The 18,713-nt window shown below is 54.6% G+C and carries 12 protein-coding genes and 1 pseudogene; 5 read left to right on the plus strand and 8 right to left on the minus strand.

What is annotated here, in order from left to right:
• Positions 1–272 precede the first annotated feature (272 nt).
• From B7444_RS07290 to B7444_RS07300, 3 genes are all read left to right on the plus strand, one after another.
• Positions 273–1,625, plus strand: a complete 1,353-nt coding sequence (locus tag B7444_RS07290; RefSeq protein ID WP_007284380.1) for an inorganic phosphate transporter — start codon at positions 273–275, stop codon at positions 1,623–1,625.
• 200 nt (positions 1,626–1,825) lie between these two features.
• Positions 1,826–4,198: a TonB-dependent receptor gene (locus B7444_RS07295; protein WP_007284379.1), complete on the plus strand. Its 2,373-nt coding sequence runs from the start codon at positions 1,826–1,828 to the stop codon at positions 4,196–4,198.
• Between the two features lie 12 nt (positions 4,199–4,210).
• The gene (locus B7444_RS07300) at positions 4,211–6,238 is read left to right on the plus strand and encodes a phosphocholine-specific phospholipase C (protein ID WP_007284378.1); all 2,028 of its coding nucleotides are present in this window, start codon (positions 4,211–4,213) and stop codon (positions 6,236–6,238) included.
• Positions 6,239–6,280: 42 nt separating this feature from the next.
• On the opposite strand, the gene B7444_RS07305 is transcribed toward B7444_RS07300, so the two are convergent.
• The 7 genes from B7444_RS07305 to B7444_RS07335 form a co-directional block, all read right to left on the minus strand.
• Positions 6,281–7,054, minus strand: a complete 774-nt coding sequence (locus tag B7444_RS07305; protein WP_007284377.1) for an SDR family NAD(P)-dependent oxidoreductase — start codon at positions 7,052–7,054, stop codon at positions 6,281–6,283.
• Positions 7,055–7,071: 17 nt separating this feature from the next.
• The gene (locus B7444_RS07310; RefSeq protein WP_007284376.1) at positions 7,072–8,175 is read right to left on the minus strand and encodes an ABC transporter ATP-binding protein; all 1,104 of its coding nucleotides are present in this window, start codon (positions 8,173–8,175) and stop codon (positions 7,072–7,074) included.
• Positions 8,176–8,228: 53 nt separating this feature from the next.
• Positions 8,229–9,056 (minus strand): carbohydrate ABC transporter permease, encoded by an 828-nt coding sequence (locus B7444_RS07315; protein ID WP_007284375.1) that lies wholly within the window; start codon positions 9,054–9,056, stop codon positions 8,229–8,231.
• 1 nt (position 9,057) lies between these two features.
• Positions 9,058–9,966 (minus strand): carbohydrate ABC transporter permease, encoded by a 909-nt coding sequence (locus B7444_RS07320; protein ID WP_007284374.1) that lies wholly within the window; start codon positions 9,964–9,966, stop codon positions 9,058–9,060.
• 12 nt (positions 9,967–9,978) lie between these two features.
• Entirely contained in the window at positions 9,979–11,295 is a 1,317-nt protein-coding gene (locus B7444_RS07325; protein ID WP_007284373.1) for an ABC transporter substrate-binding protein, read from the minus strand.
• A gap of 61 nt (positions 11,296–11,356) precedes the next feature.
• Positions 11,357–13,003 (minus strand): FGGY-family carbohydrate kinase, encoded by a 1,647-nt coding sequence (locus B7444_RS07330; protein ID WP_007284372.1) that lies wholly within the window; start codon positions 13,001–13,003, stop codon positions 11,357–11,359.
• Between the two features lie 333 nt (positions 13,004–13,336).
• Positions 13,337–14,359, minus strand: a complete 1,023-nt coding sequence (locus tag B7444_RS07335; RefSeq protein ID WP_007284371.1) for an aldo/keto reductase — start codon at positions 14,357–14,359, stop codon at positions 13,337–13,339.
• A gap of 260 nt (positions 14,360–14,619) precedes the next feature.
• On the opposite strand from B7444_RS07335, the gene B7444_RS07340 reads away from it, so the two are divergent.
• A complete protein-coding gene (locus B7444_RS07340; RefSeq protein WP_007284369.1) occupies positions 14,620–15,735 on the plus strand; it encodes a THUMP domain-containing class I SAM-dependent RNA methyltransferase in 1,116 nt (371 codons plus the stop codon).
• A gap of 44 nt (positions 15,736–15,779) precedes the next feature.
• On the opposite strand, the gene B7444_RS07345 is transcribed toward B7444_RS07340, so the two are convergent.
• Complete coding sequence (locus B7444_RS07345; protein WP_034881913.1) at positions 15,780–16,691, minus strand: LysR family transcriptional regulator; 912 nt, start codon at positions 16,689–16,691, stop codon at positions 15,780–15,782.
• Positions 16,692–17,178: 487 nt separating this feature from the next.
• Between B7444_RS07345 and B7444_RS07350 the strand changes: the two are divergent.
• Positions 17,179–18,678, plus strand: a pseudogene (locus tag B7444_RS07350) (TonB-dependent receptor plug domain-containing protein); the annotation flags it as partial.
• Positions 18,679–18,713: the final 35 nt, after the last annotated feature.

Below are 18,713 nucleotides of genomic sequence, written 5' to 3' on the forward strand. Positions count from 1 at the left end.
TTGTTCCACGCCGACATGAGTGTCTCACGCCATAATTCGTGAGGCTGCTTTTTTTCGGGCTGGTTCATCGGATAGCCTTTTGAGTGAAGCAGGCGATAGAGCCATCCTTCTCTTATCCCAATGTCAAAGGAAGAAATGTGATCGTTCCATTAAATGACGGGAGGAATACCTGATGATGAAACTTTCATGAAAGGCGTTCTGGTAGTCTTTGGCAAACACCTGAATGCAGCTACGAGAATTAACCTACCTTTTACCAGGAGCTGGCATTCAGAATGCTGCACTTCGCCCCAGAGTCTATCTGGTCAATCATCGCGCTCGGACTCTGCTTTCTGCTGGTCTGTGTGTTTGAATTTGCCAATGGATTCCATGACACGGCAAATGCCGTTGCGACGGTCATTTACACCAATTCCCTCAAGCCCAAGGTCGCTGTTGTCTGGTCCGGCCTGATGAATCTTCTGGGTGTGCTGCTCGGTGGTATTGCCGTGGCTTACACGCTGGTTGAACTGCTTCCACCGGATGTGCTGTCTCCGCCAAACGGGAATCCCGCAGTTCCCATGCTGGTGTCCCTGTTTGGCACCGCTCTGGCCTGGAACCTGCTGACCTGGTGGTTCGGTATTCCAAATTCGTCTTCACACTGCGTAATTGGCTCGCTCGTCGGCATTGCGATCGGGGATTCCTTTCTGCATGCGCGTGACCTCGGACATAGCGTCGACTGGAACCAGATATGGAAAGTTCTGACCACGCTGGCCGTATCTCCTCCGCTCGGCTTCATCGGGGCAGGTATTCTGTTCCTGATCATTCGGAAATTCGTTCACCTTCCGGCTCTTTATGAGCGTCCGGAACCCCACCACCGACCCAATCCGATTGTGCGTGCCCTGCTGGTGACAACCTGTACGCTTGTCAGTTTTTCCCACGGCAATAACGATGGGCAGAAGAGCATCGGCCTGATCATGCTCACGATCATTGGCCTGATGCCAGCAGCGTTTGCTCTGAACCCTCAGATCCCCCTGCAGTACGACATGATCCGTCAGGATGTGCAGGCTGCGCGACCCCTGGTCGCCGAATTTGATCGATACTCGTTCAAAGCCGATGCCCTGGCATCCATCGACCGGTTGGAAAAAGGCGCTGAAATTCATGCCAGCCCGGCTGAAACCCGCGGGGACATTTATCAGGTTCTTTCCGGACTTCGTTCTGTGGCCTCTAACCCCGCCACGTCTGGCGAACAGAAGAAGGAAGCAGAGGCGCTTGCCAAGAAACTTCGCCCCACTGTGGAATATGCCCCATTCTGGGTCCGTCTTCTGAGTGCTCTTTGCCTCGGTGTTGGAACAATGATCGGATATCACCGCATCGTTCAGACGCTAGGTGAGGGCATTGGCAAGACCCACCTGAACCCCGCTCAGGGTGCCGCTTCGGAAGTTGTTGGTGCAGGTCTGATCATGACAGCAGGCTATACGGGCCTTCCTGTCTCCACAACGCATATCATTACGTCAGGCGTCGCAGGGACCATGGTGGCTTCCGGGTCCGGCATCAACATGCACATGCTGACCAAGATTGCACTGGCATGGCTCTTTACGCTTCCCGTTACGATCACGGTATCTGCAATTCTTTTCTATATTCTTGCCTGACCTCCAGGCCATAAAATCCGTTTCTTAATGAAAAAGGGTCAGCCTCTTGCTGGCCCTTTTTCATGATGGAAACCGTACTTTGCGGAATATGAAACTTGTATTTCAATGTCTTCAAACGATCACAAGACATAAACGAACCGGCTGCATAACGTCCCTGCACATTCTCTGACCACGTCAGAGCCCCACGCAGGAATATATTGATGAAGCTGATGCTTGCCCTGACGACCTGTCTGAGCGGAGTTTTCGTTCTTTCAGGCGCCCAGAATGCTTTTGCGGACGATGTGTCGCCCATCCATACATCACATAAGGATGGACAGCATTCAAATCAGCGCAAAGTCTCTTCAGACAGGAAGAAGGCAGCGGCTCAATCCACTGAAGCAACGTCCGCAGAGTCCGTGGTTGTTCTTGGATCTGGTGCCGCCCGTGAGACACAGACTGTTTCCCGCCGCGCGATTCAGGAAATGACGCCAGGAACAAGTCCTTTCAAGACGTTGTCCAAACTTCCAGGCGTCATGTTCACGTCGTCCGATCCATTGGGTTCCTACGAATGGTCCCAGCAGATCATTATCCGTGGCTTTGATCAGAGCCGTCTCGGCTTTACAATGGACGGCATTCCGCTTGGGAATCTCGCTTATGGTAACACCAATGGCCTTTCGATCGGCCGCGCCCTTGAAACCGAAAACAATGGCCCTTCAACCCTGACGCAGGGAGCAGGCGCTCTCGGTGTGGCTGCATCCAATGATCTGGGTGGCGCGCTACAATTCACATCTGTAGATCCAACCAAGAAATTTGGTGTGGACGTTGCGGGAACAATCGGGTCTGCCTCTACCTGGAGAACATTTGCCCGCATCAACAGTGGCGAACTGAAAGGCGGTGGTCGCTTCTACGTGTCCTACAATCATCAGGACGCAAACAAGTGGAAGGGCGATGGCGTTCAGGTTCAAGACCAAGCAAATGCCAAGTACATTCAGCCCTTTGGCGAGCATGTAAAGCTGACGGTCTATGGAGACTGGTCCAAGCGTAAGGAAAACGATTACCAGGATCTCTCGCTCGCTCAGATCCGCAAGTACGGATATAATCTCGACAACATTACGGGCAATTATGCCCTCGCCAAGGAGATCGCCACGGCCTACCAGACAGGAACGGCTTTCCCCTCAAGCGTCCAGGATCAGGACACGGTTTATTATAACGCAGCGGGCCTGCGTGAAGACGCCATGGGATATGGCCGACTGGATTTTGACATCACCAGTCGCCTCAAAGGGTTCGTGACAGGATATGGCCACACCAACACAGGTGAGGGTGCGTGGGTCACACCTTACCTCGCCACCCCAGCAGCTCTTGGCGGCTCACCGCTCACGACCCGTACCACGGAATATGACATTCATCGCGCCGGCTTCATTGGGGGCCTGACGTACAAGATCGCAAACCATACCATCGACTGGGGCTTCTGGTTCGAGAACAACAATTTCGAGCAGGCGCGGCGCTTTTATCCGCTTCAGGACAGCGGAGCACCATCATCCATTCACTGGTATCAGGGTAATTCCTTCTACACCCAGTGGCAGAGCACGTTTAATACCAAGACCTATCAGGTCCATCTGGGCGACACATGGCAGATCATGCCAGCCCTGAAGGTGACTTACGGCTTCAAATCCCTCATCGTCGACAACTCTGCCCGTGCCCTGAGCGGCAATCTGATGGGCACACCAACCGGCACGACCTATCCGTCCGGTTCCCTTAACGCCTCGAACGGCTTCCTGCCGCAAATTGGTGCAAACTACCGTATCAACCAGCACCACGAAATTTTTGCTGATTTCGCGCGTAATATGGCAGCATATGACAGTGCCCAGACTTCGGGACCGTTCTCCACAACTACCGCAGGTTTCGAGGTTCTCCAGAAGAAGCTGAAGCCTGAAATGTCCAATACCGAAGAGCTGGGGTATCGCTTCCATAACCGGACGTTCCAGGCCTCTGTCACAGGTTACTATGTGGAGTTCCAGAACCGCCTTCTGGCAGTCACACAGGGCGTCGGCATTCAGGGTAATGCGTCGGTTCTCAGCAATGTGGGTGGTGTGACTGCTCGCGGTGTGGACGTTGCCGCCAACTGGAAGTTTGCTCGCAACTGGTCGCTCTTCGCATCCTACGCCTTCAATAACTCCCTGTATGACGACAACGTTTATGCTGACGGCGTTATTTCCGCTCACATCAAGGGCAAGCATACAGTCGGGATGCCATCCCATCTCGCCAACGTGGAACTTGGATATGATGATGGCGCGATCTGGGGCAACGTCCTGATGCAGTTTCAGGACAAGCGCTACTACACCTATACCAACGACGCTTCCGTACCGGCCAATGCGATCTTCAACCTGAATGTTGGTTATCGCTTCCAGAGCCAGAACTGGTTCCTGCGCGGTGTAGACGCCCAGATCAACGTCACCAACCTGTTCAACAAGCGGTATGTGGCAACGGTTGGAAGCAACGGCTTCGTCAACTCCGATCCGTCGGGTACTTTCCAAACGCTTCAGGCTGCCGCACCCCGCATGGTCTTCTTCACGCTTCGCAAGCACTTCGACTGATCGGATCAGAGCATGACCGGACCGCTTTCCAGCCGACGCAGATTTCTTGAACTGGGAGCAGCCCTTGCTGCTGCCGGATCATTGCCCGGTAACCTGCGACAGGCCCTTGCGGTTCCGGCCAACCGGAAGACCGGCACCATTCAGGATGTCGAGCACGTGGTGATCCTGATGCAGGAAAACCGTTCGTTCGATCATTATTTCGGCTGTTTACAGGGGGTCCGCGGATACGGAGATCCTCGCGCGACACATCAGCCGGATGGAACGTCTGTCTTCGCACAGAAAACGGCTAAGGGCTCAACGGTTCTGCCGTTCCGCATGAACACAGTGCACACATCCAGCGCCTGTATTGCCAGTCTGGATCATAGCTGGAAGGGCAGCCAGAAGGTCTGGAATGAGTGGGATTGCTGGATCCCGCACAAGACGACCATGACAATGGGCCATTTCACGCGCCGGGATATTCCCTATTACTACGCGCTCGCAGATGCCTTCACGATCTGCGACGCCTATCACTGCTCGATTTTTGGCCCGACCAACCCCAACCGGCTGTTCCTGTTCTCGGGTACAAACGGATTAAGCGTCGGGCACGACGGCAAACAGGCCGTCGAGAATGTGGATGATGGAAACGTCTCGGCTGATATGCACCGCGATAATCCGAAGTTTCAGTCCTTCCAGTGGACCACCTATGCGGAAGAGCTTCAGAAGGCTGGAGTGTCCTGGAAGGTCTATCAGGAATACGACAATTTCGGGGATAATGCGCTCGCAGGGTTTGCCGCGTTCCGAGGGCTCTCCGAACAGTCATGGCAGTATCAGAAGGGACGTCGGATTGTTGAAGGCTCCACGGCTGAAAACGCTACGACATCCGAAGGGCGCTTCCTGATCGAGGTATTTGAAAAAGACGTGGCCGCTGGGACATTGCCTCAGGTCTCATGGATCGTACCTGCCGCTGCGCTCTCTGAACATCCAAATGCCCCGCCTGGCTACGGGGAGCATCTGATTTCGCGCTTGATGGACGCTTTTGTCCGCCATCCTGAAGTCTGGTCCAAAACGGTTTTCATCCTGAATTACGATGAAAACGACGGATTTTTCGATCATGTTCCGCCCCCGGTTCCTGCACTTTACGGAGACGAGGGAAGCAGCACTGTTTCCGTCACAGGCGAGAGTTATCATGGTATTTCCGTAGGACTGGGGCCACGTGTTCCTGCCATCCTGATTTCCCCGTGGAGCAAGGGCGGACGCGTGAATTCGGAAGTGTTCGATCACACGTCCGTTCTGATGTTTCTTGAAAAGCGCTTTGGCGTTCGAGCGCCTAATATCACCCCATGGAGGCGTGCCATCTGCGGGGATCTGACGTCTGCTTTTGACTTCTCGGCCCAGGATACACGCTGGCAGGCCGATCTGCCCAACACAGATGATTATATGCCTCAAACCCGCAAGTCGTGCATGTTGCCGCCACCTCTGGTTCCACAATACCAGACGTTACCACGCCAAGAGGAAGGGCAGAGGATAACGTGCGCGCTTCCTTATCGTCTGGCAGCAGACTTGATGGTGAGTAGCGAGAAAGCCGAGATCATTCTCAGAAATACAGGCGCAAAAGGAACGGTCTTCCGCTTTTCGGGGCAAGGGCCATCGCGTCACTACACTGTTGGCGGGGGAGCCACATTGAGTATTCCGCTCCATCCTCATGATGACTTCACGCTTTCTGGCCCTAACGGCTTTTACCGCTCTGGCAAAAGCATTTCAGGCTTGCAGGTCCGGGTTTGTGAAGAGCCGGAAGGCGTGACACTCTTTCTGACAAACATTTTGTCGGAAGAAACGGAACTGGCTGTTGAAGACGCATATGGTGCGACGGCTGACTGGACTGCTCTTCTGATGCCTGGACAGGAGCTGTCCCGCTTTTATCCGCTTGCAGGCAGTGACTTCTGGTATGATCTCACGGTTGCCAGTCGCAAAGGCGGTACAGCGGGCCATATACAGGTTGCCGGACATGTAGAAACCGGGCGACCAAGCCGGACTGATCCGTTGATGAGCCGCCGAAGTTAATATGTCCGGACCTGACGACAGGCCCGGTTTTTCGAAAATCGGTTACCAGACGGTGAAACCAGCATCCACGTTGACGATGGAACCCGTCATCAGGCTTGCGGCATCCGAGGCCAGAAAGTGCACGACGGAGGCGACTTCGTCGGGCTGCCCCACGCGCCCCATCGGTGTTCCGGCAATCCACGCATCATACAGTTCCGGCTTTTCCATACCGAAGCGTGTCAGTGTTGTTTCGATGTAGGTCGGAGCAACTGCATTGGCACGGATACCATAAGGCGCCCATTCCGCCGCAAGTGAGCGGATATACTGGTGCACACCCGCCTTGGAGGCATTATAGGCGGCCTGCTGCTGTGGGCGGTTGACGATTTGCCCGGACATGGATCCGATGGCGACAATCGCGCCTTTCTTCTGCTCAAGCATGATGCGACCCACGGCCTGACAGCAACGGAACATGCCGTTCAGGTTGATATCGACCTGCTTGAGCCACTGACCTTCCGTCATGTCCTCAGCTTTGACTTCGGAAATGCAGATCCCCGCACAGGCCACCAGAATATCCAGATGGCCTTCCTGCTCGTGCAGGGTCTTGATGGCTGCCTGAACATTTTCCATGCTCGTGACATCCATGCGGATGCTTCTGACGTCCAGGCCCTCTGCGCAGAGTTCCTCCGCAGATTGTGCGGCCATGGCCTCATCCAGATCCGCAATCACAACACGCGCCCCGGCTTCGGCCAGTGCCGTCACGCAGGCCAGACCGATGTTCTGTGCGCCGCCAGTGACAACTGCGGTGCGGCCATCGAGACGAAGTTTTTCCATGTACATCTTGAATATTCCTGAACTCAGGCGGCGAGGGGGTGACGACGGCAGGCCTCGAAAGCCAGTCCATCAGGGGCGAAAAGATGACAGTACTGGGGAGGCATTCTCAGGCTGACGCGGGTCTCAACCTCAATGGTTGTAAAGCCATCCGTCTGGATGACGACGCTCTGCCCGTCTTCCAGACGAACGTGAACAAGCGTGGTGGCACCAAGCCGTTCGATGACTTCAACGACGCCGCTATTCGGGCCGGGTGCTGCGAGTTCCAGATGTTCTGGACGGATACCAAGCGTAAGTTTCGTACCGGGCAGAACTTCGGGTGGAGCGACAGGAACCCTGAGGATTGTTCCATCCCGGAGCTGAACCGTAGAACCTTCTGCATCGCCATCCTGAAAGATGGCAGAGAAGAAGTTCATGGGAGGGGACCCGATGAACTTCGCCACGAAGAGATTGCGAGGGTGATGATACAGTTCCAGCGGAGAGCCGATCTGCTCCACGACGCCCTTCTGGAGCACGACAATCTTGTCCGCCATGGTCATGGCTTCGACCTGGTCATGGGTCACATAGATCGTGGTGGCGCCGAGTTTCCGATGAAGTGCCGAAAGCTCAACACGCATCTGCCCCCGTAAAGCGGCGTCGAGGTTGGACAAAGGCTCGTCGAACAGAAACACCTTCGGATTGCGCACAATGGCCCGCCCGATAGCCACGCGCTGACGCTGGCCACCTGAAAGCTGGCCAGGCTTGTGGTTCAGATAGGGCTCAAGCTGAAGTGTGCGGGCGACATGCTCGATCTTCTGGCGGCGCTCCGCCTCGGGCATACCAGCAAGCTTCAGACCGAATTCCATGTTTTTGTAAACGTTCATATGCGGATAGAGCGCATAGGACTGGAATACCATCGCCAGACCGCGCTTGCCGGGCTCAACGTCGTTGACGCGCTGTCCATCAATCAGCAGATCGCCGGACGTAATGTCTTCGAGGCCAGCAATCATGCGCAGAAGCGTGGACTTGCCGCAGCCGGATGGCCCGACAAACACCACGAATTCCTGGTTCTCGATCGACAGGGAAATGCCCTTGATGATTTCTTCCGTAAGGTACGTCTTGCGGAGGTTCTTGAGTTCAAGCGTAGCCATGGGTCAGATCCCGTTTACAAACGTGTGGGAAACGGCAGGAAGGGAAAGATCGGTCACTTCACGGCTCCGAACGTCAGTCCGCGGACAAGCTGCTTCTGGCTGATCCAGCCAAAAACAAGAATGGGGGCCACGGCGAGGGTCGAAGCGGCGGAAAGCTTGCCGAAGAACAGTCCTTCCGGGGACGAGAACGATGCAATGAAAGCTGTCAGCGGGGCAGCGTTGGAGGATGTCAGGTTCAGGGACCAGAAGGCCTCGTTCCAGCACAGGATCAGCGACAGCAGGGCCGTCGAAGCAATTCCGGGTAGGGCGAGGGGCAGCAGAACCATCGTCATTTCCTGCCACCGCGTAGCGCCATCCATGCGCCCGGCCTCCAGAATGGGAGCCGGGACTTCACGGAAGAACGTGAAGAGCATCCAGACAATGATTGGCAGGTTCGTAAGCATATCCACGATGCCCAGACCGGTACGCGTGTCCAGCAGATGCGTGTTCCGGGCCAGAAGATAGATCGGAACCAGCACGCCGACCGGAGGCAGCATGCGGGTCGAAAGCATCCAGAGCAACGTACCGCGCGTCCGTTTCGAAGGCATGAATGCCATCGAGTAGGCAGCAGGGATGGCCAGCAGCAAGGCGCCAACCGTGGCACCGACCGAGACGATGACGGTGTTGAACGTGAAGTGCCAGTAGCTGGCCCGCTCGAAGACTTCGGCGTAGCTGCTGAGGGTCGGCATGAAGACGAGCTTGGGCGGCGTGGAAACAGCCTCCACTTCACTTTTGAAACCCGTCAGAATCATCCAGAAGATCGGGAAGAAGAGCCACAATGCGATGCCCCAACCCAGAAGGGTGACGGCAATTCGGGTGCTGCGTTTGGTTTTGAGGGCCATCTCACACCTCCAGATTGCGGGCAACGGAGCGGACGAGGAAGACCGCAACGATATTGGCGATGATGATGGCGACAACGCCACCGGCGGAGCCCCCCCCGACGTCGAACTGAAGCAGGGCGCGGGAATAGATGAGATAGGCCAGGTTGGTAGAGGCCACGCCGGGACCACCGGCTGTCGTCACGGAGATTTCGGCGAAGATCGTCAGCAGATAGATTGTCTCGATCATCACGACGACACTGATCGCGCGTCCCAGATGGGGCAGGATGATGTGCCGGAACTGTGCGATGGGGCCTGCGCCATCCATACGTGCGGCTTCCTTCTGCTCACTGTCCAGCGACTGGACCGCCGTGAGAAGGATGAGCACGGCGAAAGGCAACCATTCCCAGGCGACAATCATCATGACGGTCAAGAGCGGAAACTGGGCCAGCCAGTCGATCGGCGTGAGGCCGACAGCCCTCATCATGGCGGAATAGACGCCATAGATCGGGTGCAGCATCAGGTTCTTCCACAGCAGGGCAGAGACCGTTGGCATGATGAAGAACGGGGAAATCACCAGCACCCGGGCAATGCCACGCCCAAAGAATTCCTGATCGTACAGGACGGCCAGAAGTGTGCCACCGCCAACGCTGATGACCAGCACTCCTGCTACGAGAATGAACGTATTCAGCAGGGAATGCAGGAAGTCAGGATCGGTTAGCAGGTACCAGTAATTGCTAAAGCCTGCGAAGCCGTGAAGCGTCGGGTCCACAAGGTTGTAGTTCAGGAGGGAGTACCACAGGGTCATCCCCAGGGGGACAAGAGACCAAACCAGAAGAATCAGAACAGCCGGAAAAAGAAGCAGGAAACCTGCTCCTTTTCCCTTCCGTGCGGAGGCTCCCGGTGCGGGGCTATGTTCGACAACGGCCTGCATGGCATTGGAGCCTTATCTGGCGCGACCGGACTGGCGCAGCGAACGGGTTACGGAAGACTGTGCGGAGGCGAGTGCCTGATCGACCGTCATCTGGCCGGAGAGCGTGGCGGCAACCGTCTGCCCGACCTGTGTACCCATGGCCTGGAACTCGGGAATGCCGACAAACTGAGCACCGGTATAGGGGCGAGGCTGTGCGGTCTGTCCGTTCGGATCAGCCGTCTTGATGGCGTTCAGGACGAAGGAAGCGAAGGGCGCGGCCTTCTGGTATTCAGGAACTGCGTAGGTGGACGCACGCGTTCCGGCGGGAACGACGACCCACCCTTTACGATCAGCCACGAGCTTTACGTATTCCTTGGACGTAGCCCATGTGATGAAGGTCTGGGCATCGGCACTCTGATGGGAACTGACCGGAACGGCAAGGCTCCAGGCCCATAGCCATGTCGGGCCCTTGCCATACGGGCCTTTGGGAGCAGGTGCGAAGCCAACCTTGTCAGCCACCTGAGACTGTTTCGGGTCAAACAGCAGCCCACCGGCAACAGTGGAATCAATCCAGATGCCGCAATGTCCACTGGCAAACAGAGCCAGATTTTCGTTGAAGCCGTTGGATGTCGCTCCCGGAGGACCATCCTCCTTCAGGGCTGAAACGTACCATGTCAGCGCCTTCTTCCAGGCATCAGACGTCAGCAGCGGCTTCCAGGACATGTCGAACCACTGTGCACCGTATGTGTTGGCCAGGGAGTCCACATACGCCATGTTCTCGCCCCAGCCGGGCTTGCCGCGAAGGCATATGCCATAGACCTGGCCTGACTTGTCCGTGATCTTGTCAGCAAACTGGCGGATCTGATCATAAGTCGGGTCTGCAGGCATGGTCAGGCCAGCCTTCTGGAACAGATCCTTACGATAGTAAGTCATGATGCTTTCTGCGTAAAAGGGCAGGGCGTAAAGCTTGCCGTCAGAAGTCAGGGCATCACGCACGGACGGGAGAATATCATTCACGTCATAGGCTGCATCCGGTTTGAGTTCCGTCAGCCAGCCCTGCTTGGCCCAGATGGGCACTTCGTAGTTGCCAATGGTCACGACGTCGAATTGCCCGGTCTTCATGGCGATATCGGTCGTTACGCGCTGGCGGAGAACGTTTTCCTCCAGCGTTACCCAGTTCAGGTGAATATCCGGATGAGCTTTCTCAAATTCCGAGGATAGCTGCCGCATGACAATCATGTCACCGTTGTTCACGGTGGCGATTGTCAGGGTGCCAGCAGCATGCGCCGACGAGAGAACTGAACCGCTCAAGAAAAGTGTCAGTGCACAAACTGTTTTCAAACGAGACATGAGACTCAGACCTTTCAGAAAAGGCTGCGACCGAAACGACAGCAGCCGGAATATTCAGAATTCAGGTTGAAGAAACAGTTTTCAGGGCGTCCTGCATTTGTATGCGCCATGCGAGCTGACTGCCTAGCATGTCATGGCAGATGGAACGTTTTGCGGCGTGATATGTTGCGGTGCGTTCATCTGGCAGGATTTCGGTACCCGCATGGCTCATTCTGGCCATCGCCGTTCGAAGATCGGCGTACTCTCCGCTGGCCACAGCACCGAGAATGGCGGCTCCCAGGAGAACGGAATCCGGCTCTTCCGGCAGCAGAATACGACAGCCTGTTGCGTTGGCATGCTCACGCAGGAAAACGTGGTTCTTGGTACTCCCGCCTGTCGCAAGGATCGTGTCGATACGGTATCCTTGGGCATTAAGCGCATCAATAATGTCTTTGGTCCCATAGGCGAGGCCTTGAAGCGTAGCCAGATACAGCTTTGCCAGATCATCCGGATTGGCCGACAGGCTTAACCCACTGATGATGCCTTTGAGGTCAGGGTCAGCGTGAGGGGAGCGATTGCCGTGAAAATCCGGAAGCACATGCAGGTTCGCTGTGCTCGTTCCGGGAAGCTTGCCCTGCTCAAGAGCATCCGCGCGATCGTTCAGCAGAGCATAGATGTTTTTGCCAGACTGTTCTGCTTCCTGTTTGAGGGCAGGACCCGCAGCGTGTTTGGAAATGACAAAGTCGATCAATGCTCCGGTTGCGGACTGACCTGCTTCGTTGAGCCACATGTCGGGGACCATGGCATTCCAGTATGGGCCCCACACTCCTGGAACAAATCTGGCCTCTTTGGAGGCTGCCATATGACAACTGGATGTGCCGCAGATGAGTGAAATTGAGCGTTCAAGAACATCATCCGAAAGCGCGCCGGCCGCCTCAATACCAAGGACGCCAATTCCTCCTGCATGGGCATCAATGGCTGACACTCCGACAGGTATTCCGGGTTCCAGACCAAGCTCCGCAGCGGCCTGAACACTCAGACCCTCTCCCACAACACCACCAAGCGCCCGGATGTCATTGCCGATCCGGGCATAGTTGTTTTCTGTCAGCTCTTCGAGACCAATGGCCTTGAAGTAAGTGGCGTCCCAGCGATCTTCATGGGCCAGATATGTCCATTTACAGGCCGTGGAACACGCTGAACGCGACAGGGATCCTGTCGCGCGCCACGTCAGGAAATCCGGCAGATCGAAAAAGTGGCCAGCCTTGGCGAAAATGTCTGGCAGGTTTCGTTTAAGCCAGAGAAGTTTTGGAGTTTCCATCTCCGGGGAAATTTTGCCCCCCACATAACGCAAGACTTCGTAGCCACCCGCATTGATTTCAGCAGTTTCCTTCAGAGCGCGATGATCTGCCCACAGGATAATATCCTGCCCGTCCGCACCCTCAGGATCGACCGATAATGGGCGACCTTCGGGATCGAGAACAACAAGAGAGCAGGTTGCATCAAAGCCAATACCCACAATCCGATAGGGGTGGTCCAGCGTGGAAAGTGCCATTCGGGTTGTTGTGCAAACGGCTTCCCAGATATTGGCGGAAGACTGCTGGGCATAGTCGGCGGCAGGCGTCCATGTGCGCGTCGGCTGGACGGCAGAGGCCTTCTTTTCCCCATCGAGCGTGAAAAGACCGGCCCGGGCGCTCCCTGTTCCAACATCCACTCCAAGAACCAGATCCATAAGGCCACACCCAGATTGTATCGTGCAGATTGCTGAGATTCCGGGAGAGCTATCTTTCCAGTGTCATTCACAGCGATTGAGACGTTCCGATCCAATGGTTGCCTCTGACAACCGTTAACGACCTTAAAGAAAATCCGATAACGCTATGTGCTGTCACTTCCAAAGATAACGTATTCTCCGGAATATATAACGGTATTTACGTTACATATAGCATGCTGGCTGTCCATAGCTCGAAATGGAATTCAGAAAAGAAAACGTACAGATCGCAAAAAGATGAATGCTCGGATATTTCAGGAGGGCCGGAAAACACCACCGCGCCCTCCCAGTTTCACGCTATGCTGCGACAGGAACAGGCGCGTCTTCAGCTAAAAGACGCTCGGCTTTGAGGTCGTTCCAGAATTCTTCCGGAATATGATGGCTGAACCATGCCAGGTTTTGCGTGAGCTGATTGGTCGTCCGGGTCCCCGCACAAAAAGACGAAATCGCTGGATGCGCTACGACAAATTGCAGGGCAGCCGCAGGTAACGGAACATGATGCCGCGCACAAACAGCTTCAATACGGGAAACACGATCGAGAATATGCGACGGAGCAGGAGCATAGTTATATTTGGCTCCCTTCACAGCACCCGTCGCAAGAATACCCGAGTTAAAGCCGCCGCCGACAAGTAGCGTAACGTTCCTTTGCTCACACAGAGGCAGAAAATCCCGCAAAGCGTCCTGCTCAAGCAAAGTGTAGCGACCTGCGAGAAGAAAGCAGTCAAAATCATGCTGCTGAAGGGCAGCATGACAGACTTCCCATTCATTCACACCAACACCGATCGCTCTGACGACACCTTCGGTACGTAGCTTTTCAAGTGCCCGCCAGGCACCGCCCATCGCCTGTTTGAAAACTTCCGGCTGGTTCTGCCCGTGCGTAAAACGATCAATGTCATGGATGAACACCATGTCGATCCGTTCGAGAGCCAGACGCTGCAATGAATCCTCGAAGGATCGCATCGTCCCATCATAGGTGTAGTCGAACGTCATCCTGTTGGGAGTTGCATTGACCCAGGGAGCAAAATCGATGTCTGCTCTTGGCGCGGCGTGCAGTGTACGGCCCACTTTCGTGGAAATAACGAAATCGTCCCGGTTTTTCCATCGGAGAGCCTGACCCAGCCTGAGTTCGGCAAGTCCGTGGCCATACATGGGCGAGGTATCATAAAGTCGGATCCCTGCATCCCAGGCATGCTGTATCATCTGGCCAGCGTCTTCTTCACTGACTTCCTGCAGGAAGTTTCCAAGCGGAGCAGTCCCAAAAGCGAAAGCTGTAACGCTAAAGTCGGTTCGACCGAACCTGCGTGTTTCTGATGGCTTCATTGTCGATCCTTCCGGCGGGATTGAAATCATGGCGTAAGATTGAATGTGAAGGAAAGGCCGCTGATTTCAGCTCTATGAGCAATGCAGGGGGCTTCCAGGATTGAGAAACATACGCCTGACAGGAGGAATGGATGATGGTGGCACGATAACTTTACAATCGTGTCCGGTTACCTGACGAATATGCCAGAGCAGGGGCTGAGCTGCCCTTAAATTTGGCAGAAATGATTGCTCAATGAGCCGCTTCCTGCCATGGAGGCGGCATGACAAAACACAGGCACTTTGAAATTTTTCTGGCAACGCCCCCCGGTCTTGAGGACATGCTCTGCGCCGAGGTGAAGCTGAAAGGGTTCCGCCAACCCAAGGCCGTCCCCGGTGGAGTGACGTTGCGGGGAGGATGGCCTGAAGTCTGGCGCGCAAATCTCTGGATCAGAGGCGCCAGCCGGGTTCTGGCCCGTGTTGCCCAGTTCCGTGCGGAATATCTGAAGCAGCTTGATGTCCGAACCAGAGAAGTGGCCTGGGGAGAGTTGCTGAGATCAGACGTTCCATTTCGCGTTGAGGTTTCGTGCTCTACTTCTCGAATTTATCACAGCGGCGCTGCGGCTGAACGTATTGCCAAAGCCATCACCGAGACGCTTGGAGCACCCAGTTCCGATACTGCAGATGTTGTTGTGCGGGCCCGGATTGAGAACAATTTCTGCACACTCAGTCTGGATACTTCAGGAGATCTTCTTCACCGGCGTGGACACAAGGAAGCTGTCAACCGCGCGCCCATGAGAGAGACGATGGCCTCCCTGTTTCTGCGGAAATGCGGATATAACGGCCAGGAACCAGTCCTGGACCCAATGTGCGGCTCTGGAACGTTTGTCATTGAAGCGGCGGAAATCGCAGCGCGTCTGAACCCGGGCCGCTCCCGGCATTTTGCGTTCGAGCACTTTGCGACATTCGACGCGGACGCGTGGAAACAGATGCGGGCCGTGAAAAGTCAGCGCGATCCGGACTTCCATTTTTATGGAAGCGATCGGGATGCCGGAGCGATCACCATGAGTTGCGCCAACGCTGAACGCGCCGGCGTCACAGCCTATACGACCTTCAGTCAGGCGACGATAAGTGAAATCACGCCTCCTGCGGGGCCGCCAGGTTTGGTCATCCTCAATGCCCCTTATGGAACACGTATCGGCGACAAGAAAAAGCTCTCAGCGTTGTATCGTGCACTCGGTGAGCGGCTGCTTGAGCACTTCAAAGGTTGGCGCGTGGGGATCATCACTACTGAAACATCGCTTGCGCAGGCTAGTGGCTTGCCGTTTTTGCCAACAGGCGCTCCCATTCCTCACGGTGGGCTCAAAGTCTTTTTGTTCCAGACAACGGTTCTGGAATAATCATATAATCAGGTGGCTGTTACGCTATGCGCTAAGTACTAATTTTATACGAAATGGGCGGAGCTGTATTCCTGAAGAAAATATTCAACTCTTTCAATAAAAAGAGATGTAAAGGGATTTGAAATCCGTGATCGCGCTACGATCGATACAGTTTGAGGGTGAATGCCGTTTTCCCGCAACGTGAGAAACTTGAGCTTCCCCTCGGACTGTTCCTGAATGATGTCGAGTGGCGTCAGAAACGTGATATTGCCCGGCACAAGAGCCATTTGTCGCATAAGTTCTATGGAATTGGTTTCTAATGACGGCGTCAGTGTCAGGCCTCGTGCAGTATAGAGATCTTCCAGATGTGGACGGATCGCCATACTGTCATCCGCCACCACAAGCGGCCACGCATTACAGTCTTCTAGACTGATGGATTCCTGATGGGCGAGGGGATGTTGCGCACTCATCACAATGCCTAAAGGGACGCTTCTGGACGCCTGCACAACCAGACCGTTTTCAGGCGGAATATCAAAGCCTATTCCAATATCAGCCTGACCATTTTTGACCGCTTCGACCAGGTCATGCGTTCCATAGGTGCTAACATGCGTTCGGACGTTCTGATGCGTGTTATGGAAGTCTGTGAGAGCCAGAGGAAGGAATGTAGAAACAGGTCCTACCATCGTGGCAATCGAGAATTCTCCACGTTTCAGACCCTTCAAATCTTCAAGAATCTGCCGGGTATGATTCATATTTTTCAGGGTTTCGCGGACATGCGCGAGCAGGATTTCCCCTGAGGCCGTTAGGACAAGTTTTCTGGGAAGCCTCTGAAAGATCGGCGCTCCGAGATCCTGTTCCAACGTCAGAATCTGGCGATTGATGGCTGTGGAAGCGACGTTCAGATGCTCTCCAGCCTTCCTTATGGAACCGCAACGGGCGACCGTATCCAGGTAGATCAGAAGTCGGCTGTGCAGCATGACAGAACTCTCACCCAAAAGATGCACGATAGAAACATTTCAGAATACCTTCAAGATTTTGTGCCGATCTCGAACTGAGATAGTCGCCTCAATGCACGAACAATCTCTTCGAAAGTTTATAGTGGCACGAAAGACACAATAGATATTCTTATGGTGCCACATAGGAAAATCCAAAAAAATCACATAAGTTTCTCGATACAAGATATTGATTTATCTGTCTGTTATATAAAGGTTTTTTTTCGGTTTTCACTTTGCAGACCTCAAAGAACAATAGCGTTGCAAAATATTTCTCAGGGTGTATAAAAAGATCCACAAGTGTGTCAGATTTCGTGAGTGCTCTACTTTTGATGTCACTGCGAGGCAATTATTCGCCTTTTGAGGCAGTGGTCAATTATGTTGCGAATTCGTTATGGGAAAGGTCTTCTGATCGGAGGCCAGGTCCTGTGAAGAACGTTAGGTGTCTTGCAGCAGGGGAAGCCAGCAGGTTATGTGTTCGTATCGATCTGAAAAACAGTCTTACAGGAAGGCCCTCCTTCTTGTAACGTGTCTGGCAGGTTTTGGTTCAGTGTCCGTTGCTGCGCCAGCCCAAGCCGCGACCAGCACCGTCAAGCATAAGGCCCATGCGCATGGCGTAGCTGCCCAAAGCCAGCGCGTGCCCCGTAATGCGGCTGTTACAGCTGTTCCCGAACACCCCAAAGCGCGTCATCCGTCGTCGATTAATTCGACGGGCGATGAGCATGTAACGGTCTCCACCTCCCGTCTGGCACGAAGCCGTGGCGGTGGCATGATGCGTGTCGAGACCGCTCCCTATGCAATTCAGACGATTACCAAAGCGTTTATTGAAGCCAGGAGCCCAACCAGCACTGCACTTGATCTCATCAAGAACCTGCCAAGCGTAAACGTTTCTACGCCCGATACATCCGGCATGCAGGGCGGCCGCATCCAGAGCCGAAGCCTGACAGACGCTGATATGGCACTGATGGTCGATGGGGCCCCTGCAGCCAGCGCCTCCTACATGGCCGAAGACATTGATTCGGAAAACCTTGATAGCGTCAGCATGATGCCTGGTTCTTCTCCGATTGATCTTCCAGCAACATCTGCTGCTGCAGGCGTCATGAATGAGACTTCTCATGATCCGGCGCATCAGTTCGGTGGCCTGATTGATTTTTCATACGGTACCAACAATCTGTCGCGCGAATTCCTTCGTATTGAATCCGGTGACATAGCAAAAACAGGTGTTCGCAGTTACCTGTCTTTCTCGAATACGCATGCTCGGTCCTGGATGGGAGCTGGTATTAACCAGCGTCGTCATCTTGACTTTGGTATCCGCAAGGACTGGGAGAACGGCTCTTACGCGAAGCTGTTTATGTCCTGGAACTATGAAGACTTCGTGATTGATCGCTACCCGACTGCCGCCCAGTTTCATCAGTACAAGGATACGGGCGTTGGATATGGCCGAAAGGCCGAGTTTGATCCATCCGGGAACGACTACTGGAAGAACAATATTGATCACTGGAATCAGCTTTTCCTGAGTGCGCCGATTCACGTCGTTCTTACAGACAAGCTCCAGTTCGATCTGCGCCCTTACTACAACTGGGGGCAGGGCTGGGACGGCTCTTCTGGCGGCTTTGCGAAGGGCAACACAAATTACAAATCCGGCCAGACAATCGCTGCGGGTACGCCTCTTACCAGCTACTTCCTGGAAAATGGAGCGCTTGACGTTGGCGCAACCGCCAAGCTGGGTTACGATATCGACAGGCATAACCATCTTGACTTTGGCTACTGGTACGAAAATCAGGACTATACCCAGCACTTCCCAAGCAGCGTGACAAAGGCTGACGGCTCCAACCCGAGCCCGAACGACTCTACGTATCAGGTCTATTCAGGAAGCAATCGCTCTTATCCGGGCAATACCACCGGGTATGAGATTCATTCGCTCTTTCTTCAGGAAACAGCAAAATACTTTCATGACCGCCTGCTAGGTAATGTTGACAAAAGATCTAGACGATTTGGCTGAGATCT

The sequence above is a fragment of the Gluconobacter thailandicus F149-1 = NBRC 100600 genome (assembly GCF_000964465.1).
Lineage (GTDB): Bacteria > Pseudomonadota > Alphaproteobacteria > Acetobacterales > Acetobacteraceae > Gluconobacter > Gluconobacter thailandicus.

Bases quoted from the DNA above. Each gene is read 5' to 3' on its own strand.
- B7444_RS07290 (WP_007284380.1), top strand. From the start codon at position 273: ATGCTGCACTTCGCCCCAGAGTCTATCTGGTCAATCATCGCGCTCGGA.
- B7444_RS07295 (WP_007284379.1), top strand. From the start codon at position 1,826: ATGAAGCTGATGCTTGCCCTGACGACCTGTCTGAGCGGAGTTTTCGTT.
- B7444_RS07300 (WP_007284378.1), top strand. From the start codon at position 4,211: ATGACCGGACCGCTTTCCAGCCGACGCAGATTTCTTGAACTGGGAGCA.
- B7444_RS07305 (WP_007284377.1), bottom strand. From the start codon at position 7,054: ATGTACATGGAAAAACTTCGTCTCGATGGCCGCACCGCAGTTGTCACT.
- B7444_RS07310 (WP_007284376.1), bottom strand. From the start codon at position 8,175: ATGGCTACGCTTGAACTCAAGAACCTCCGCAAGACGTACCTTACGGAA.
- B7444_RS07315 (WP_007284375.1), bottom strand. From the start codon at position 9,056: ATGGCCCTCAAAACCAAACGCAGCACCCGAATTGCCGTCACCCTTCTG.
- B7444_RS07320 (WP_007284374.1), bottom strand. From the start codon at position 9,966: ATGCAGGCCGTTGTCGAACATAGCCCCGCACCGGGAGCCTCCGCACGG.
- B7444_RS07325 (WP_007284373.1), bottom strand. From the start codon at position 11,295: ATGTCTCGTTTGAAAACAGTTTGTGCACTGACACTTTTCTTGAGCGGT.
- B7444_RS07330 (WP_007284372.1), bottom strand. From the start codon at position 13,003: ATGGATCTGGTTCTTGGAGTGGATGTTGGAACAGGGAGCGCCCGGGCC.
- B7444_RS07335 (WP_007284371.1), bottom strand. From the start codon at position 14,359: ATGAAGCCATCAGAAACACGCAGGTTCGGTCGAACCGACTTTAGCGTT.
- B7444_RS07340 (WP_007284369.1), top strand. From the start codon at position 14,620: ATGACAAAACACAGGCACTTTGAAATTTTTCTGGCAACGCCCCCCGGT.
- B7444_RS07345 (WP_034881913.1), bottom strand. From the start codon at position 16,691: ATGCTGCACAGCCGACTTCTGATCTACCTGGATACGGTCGCCCGTTGC.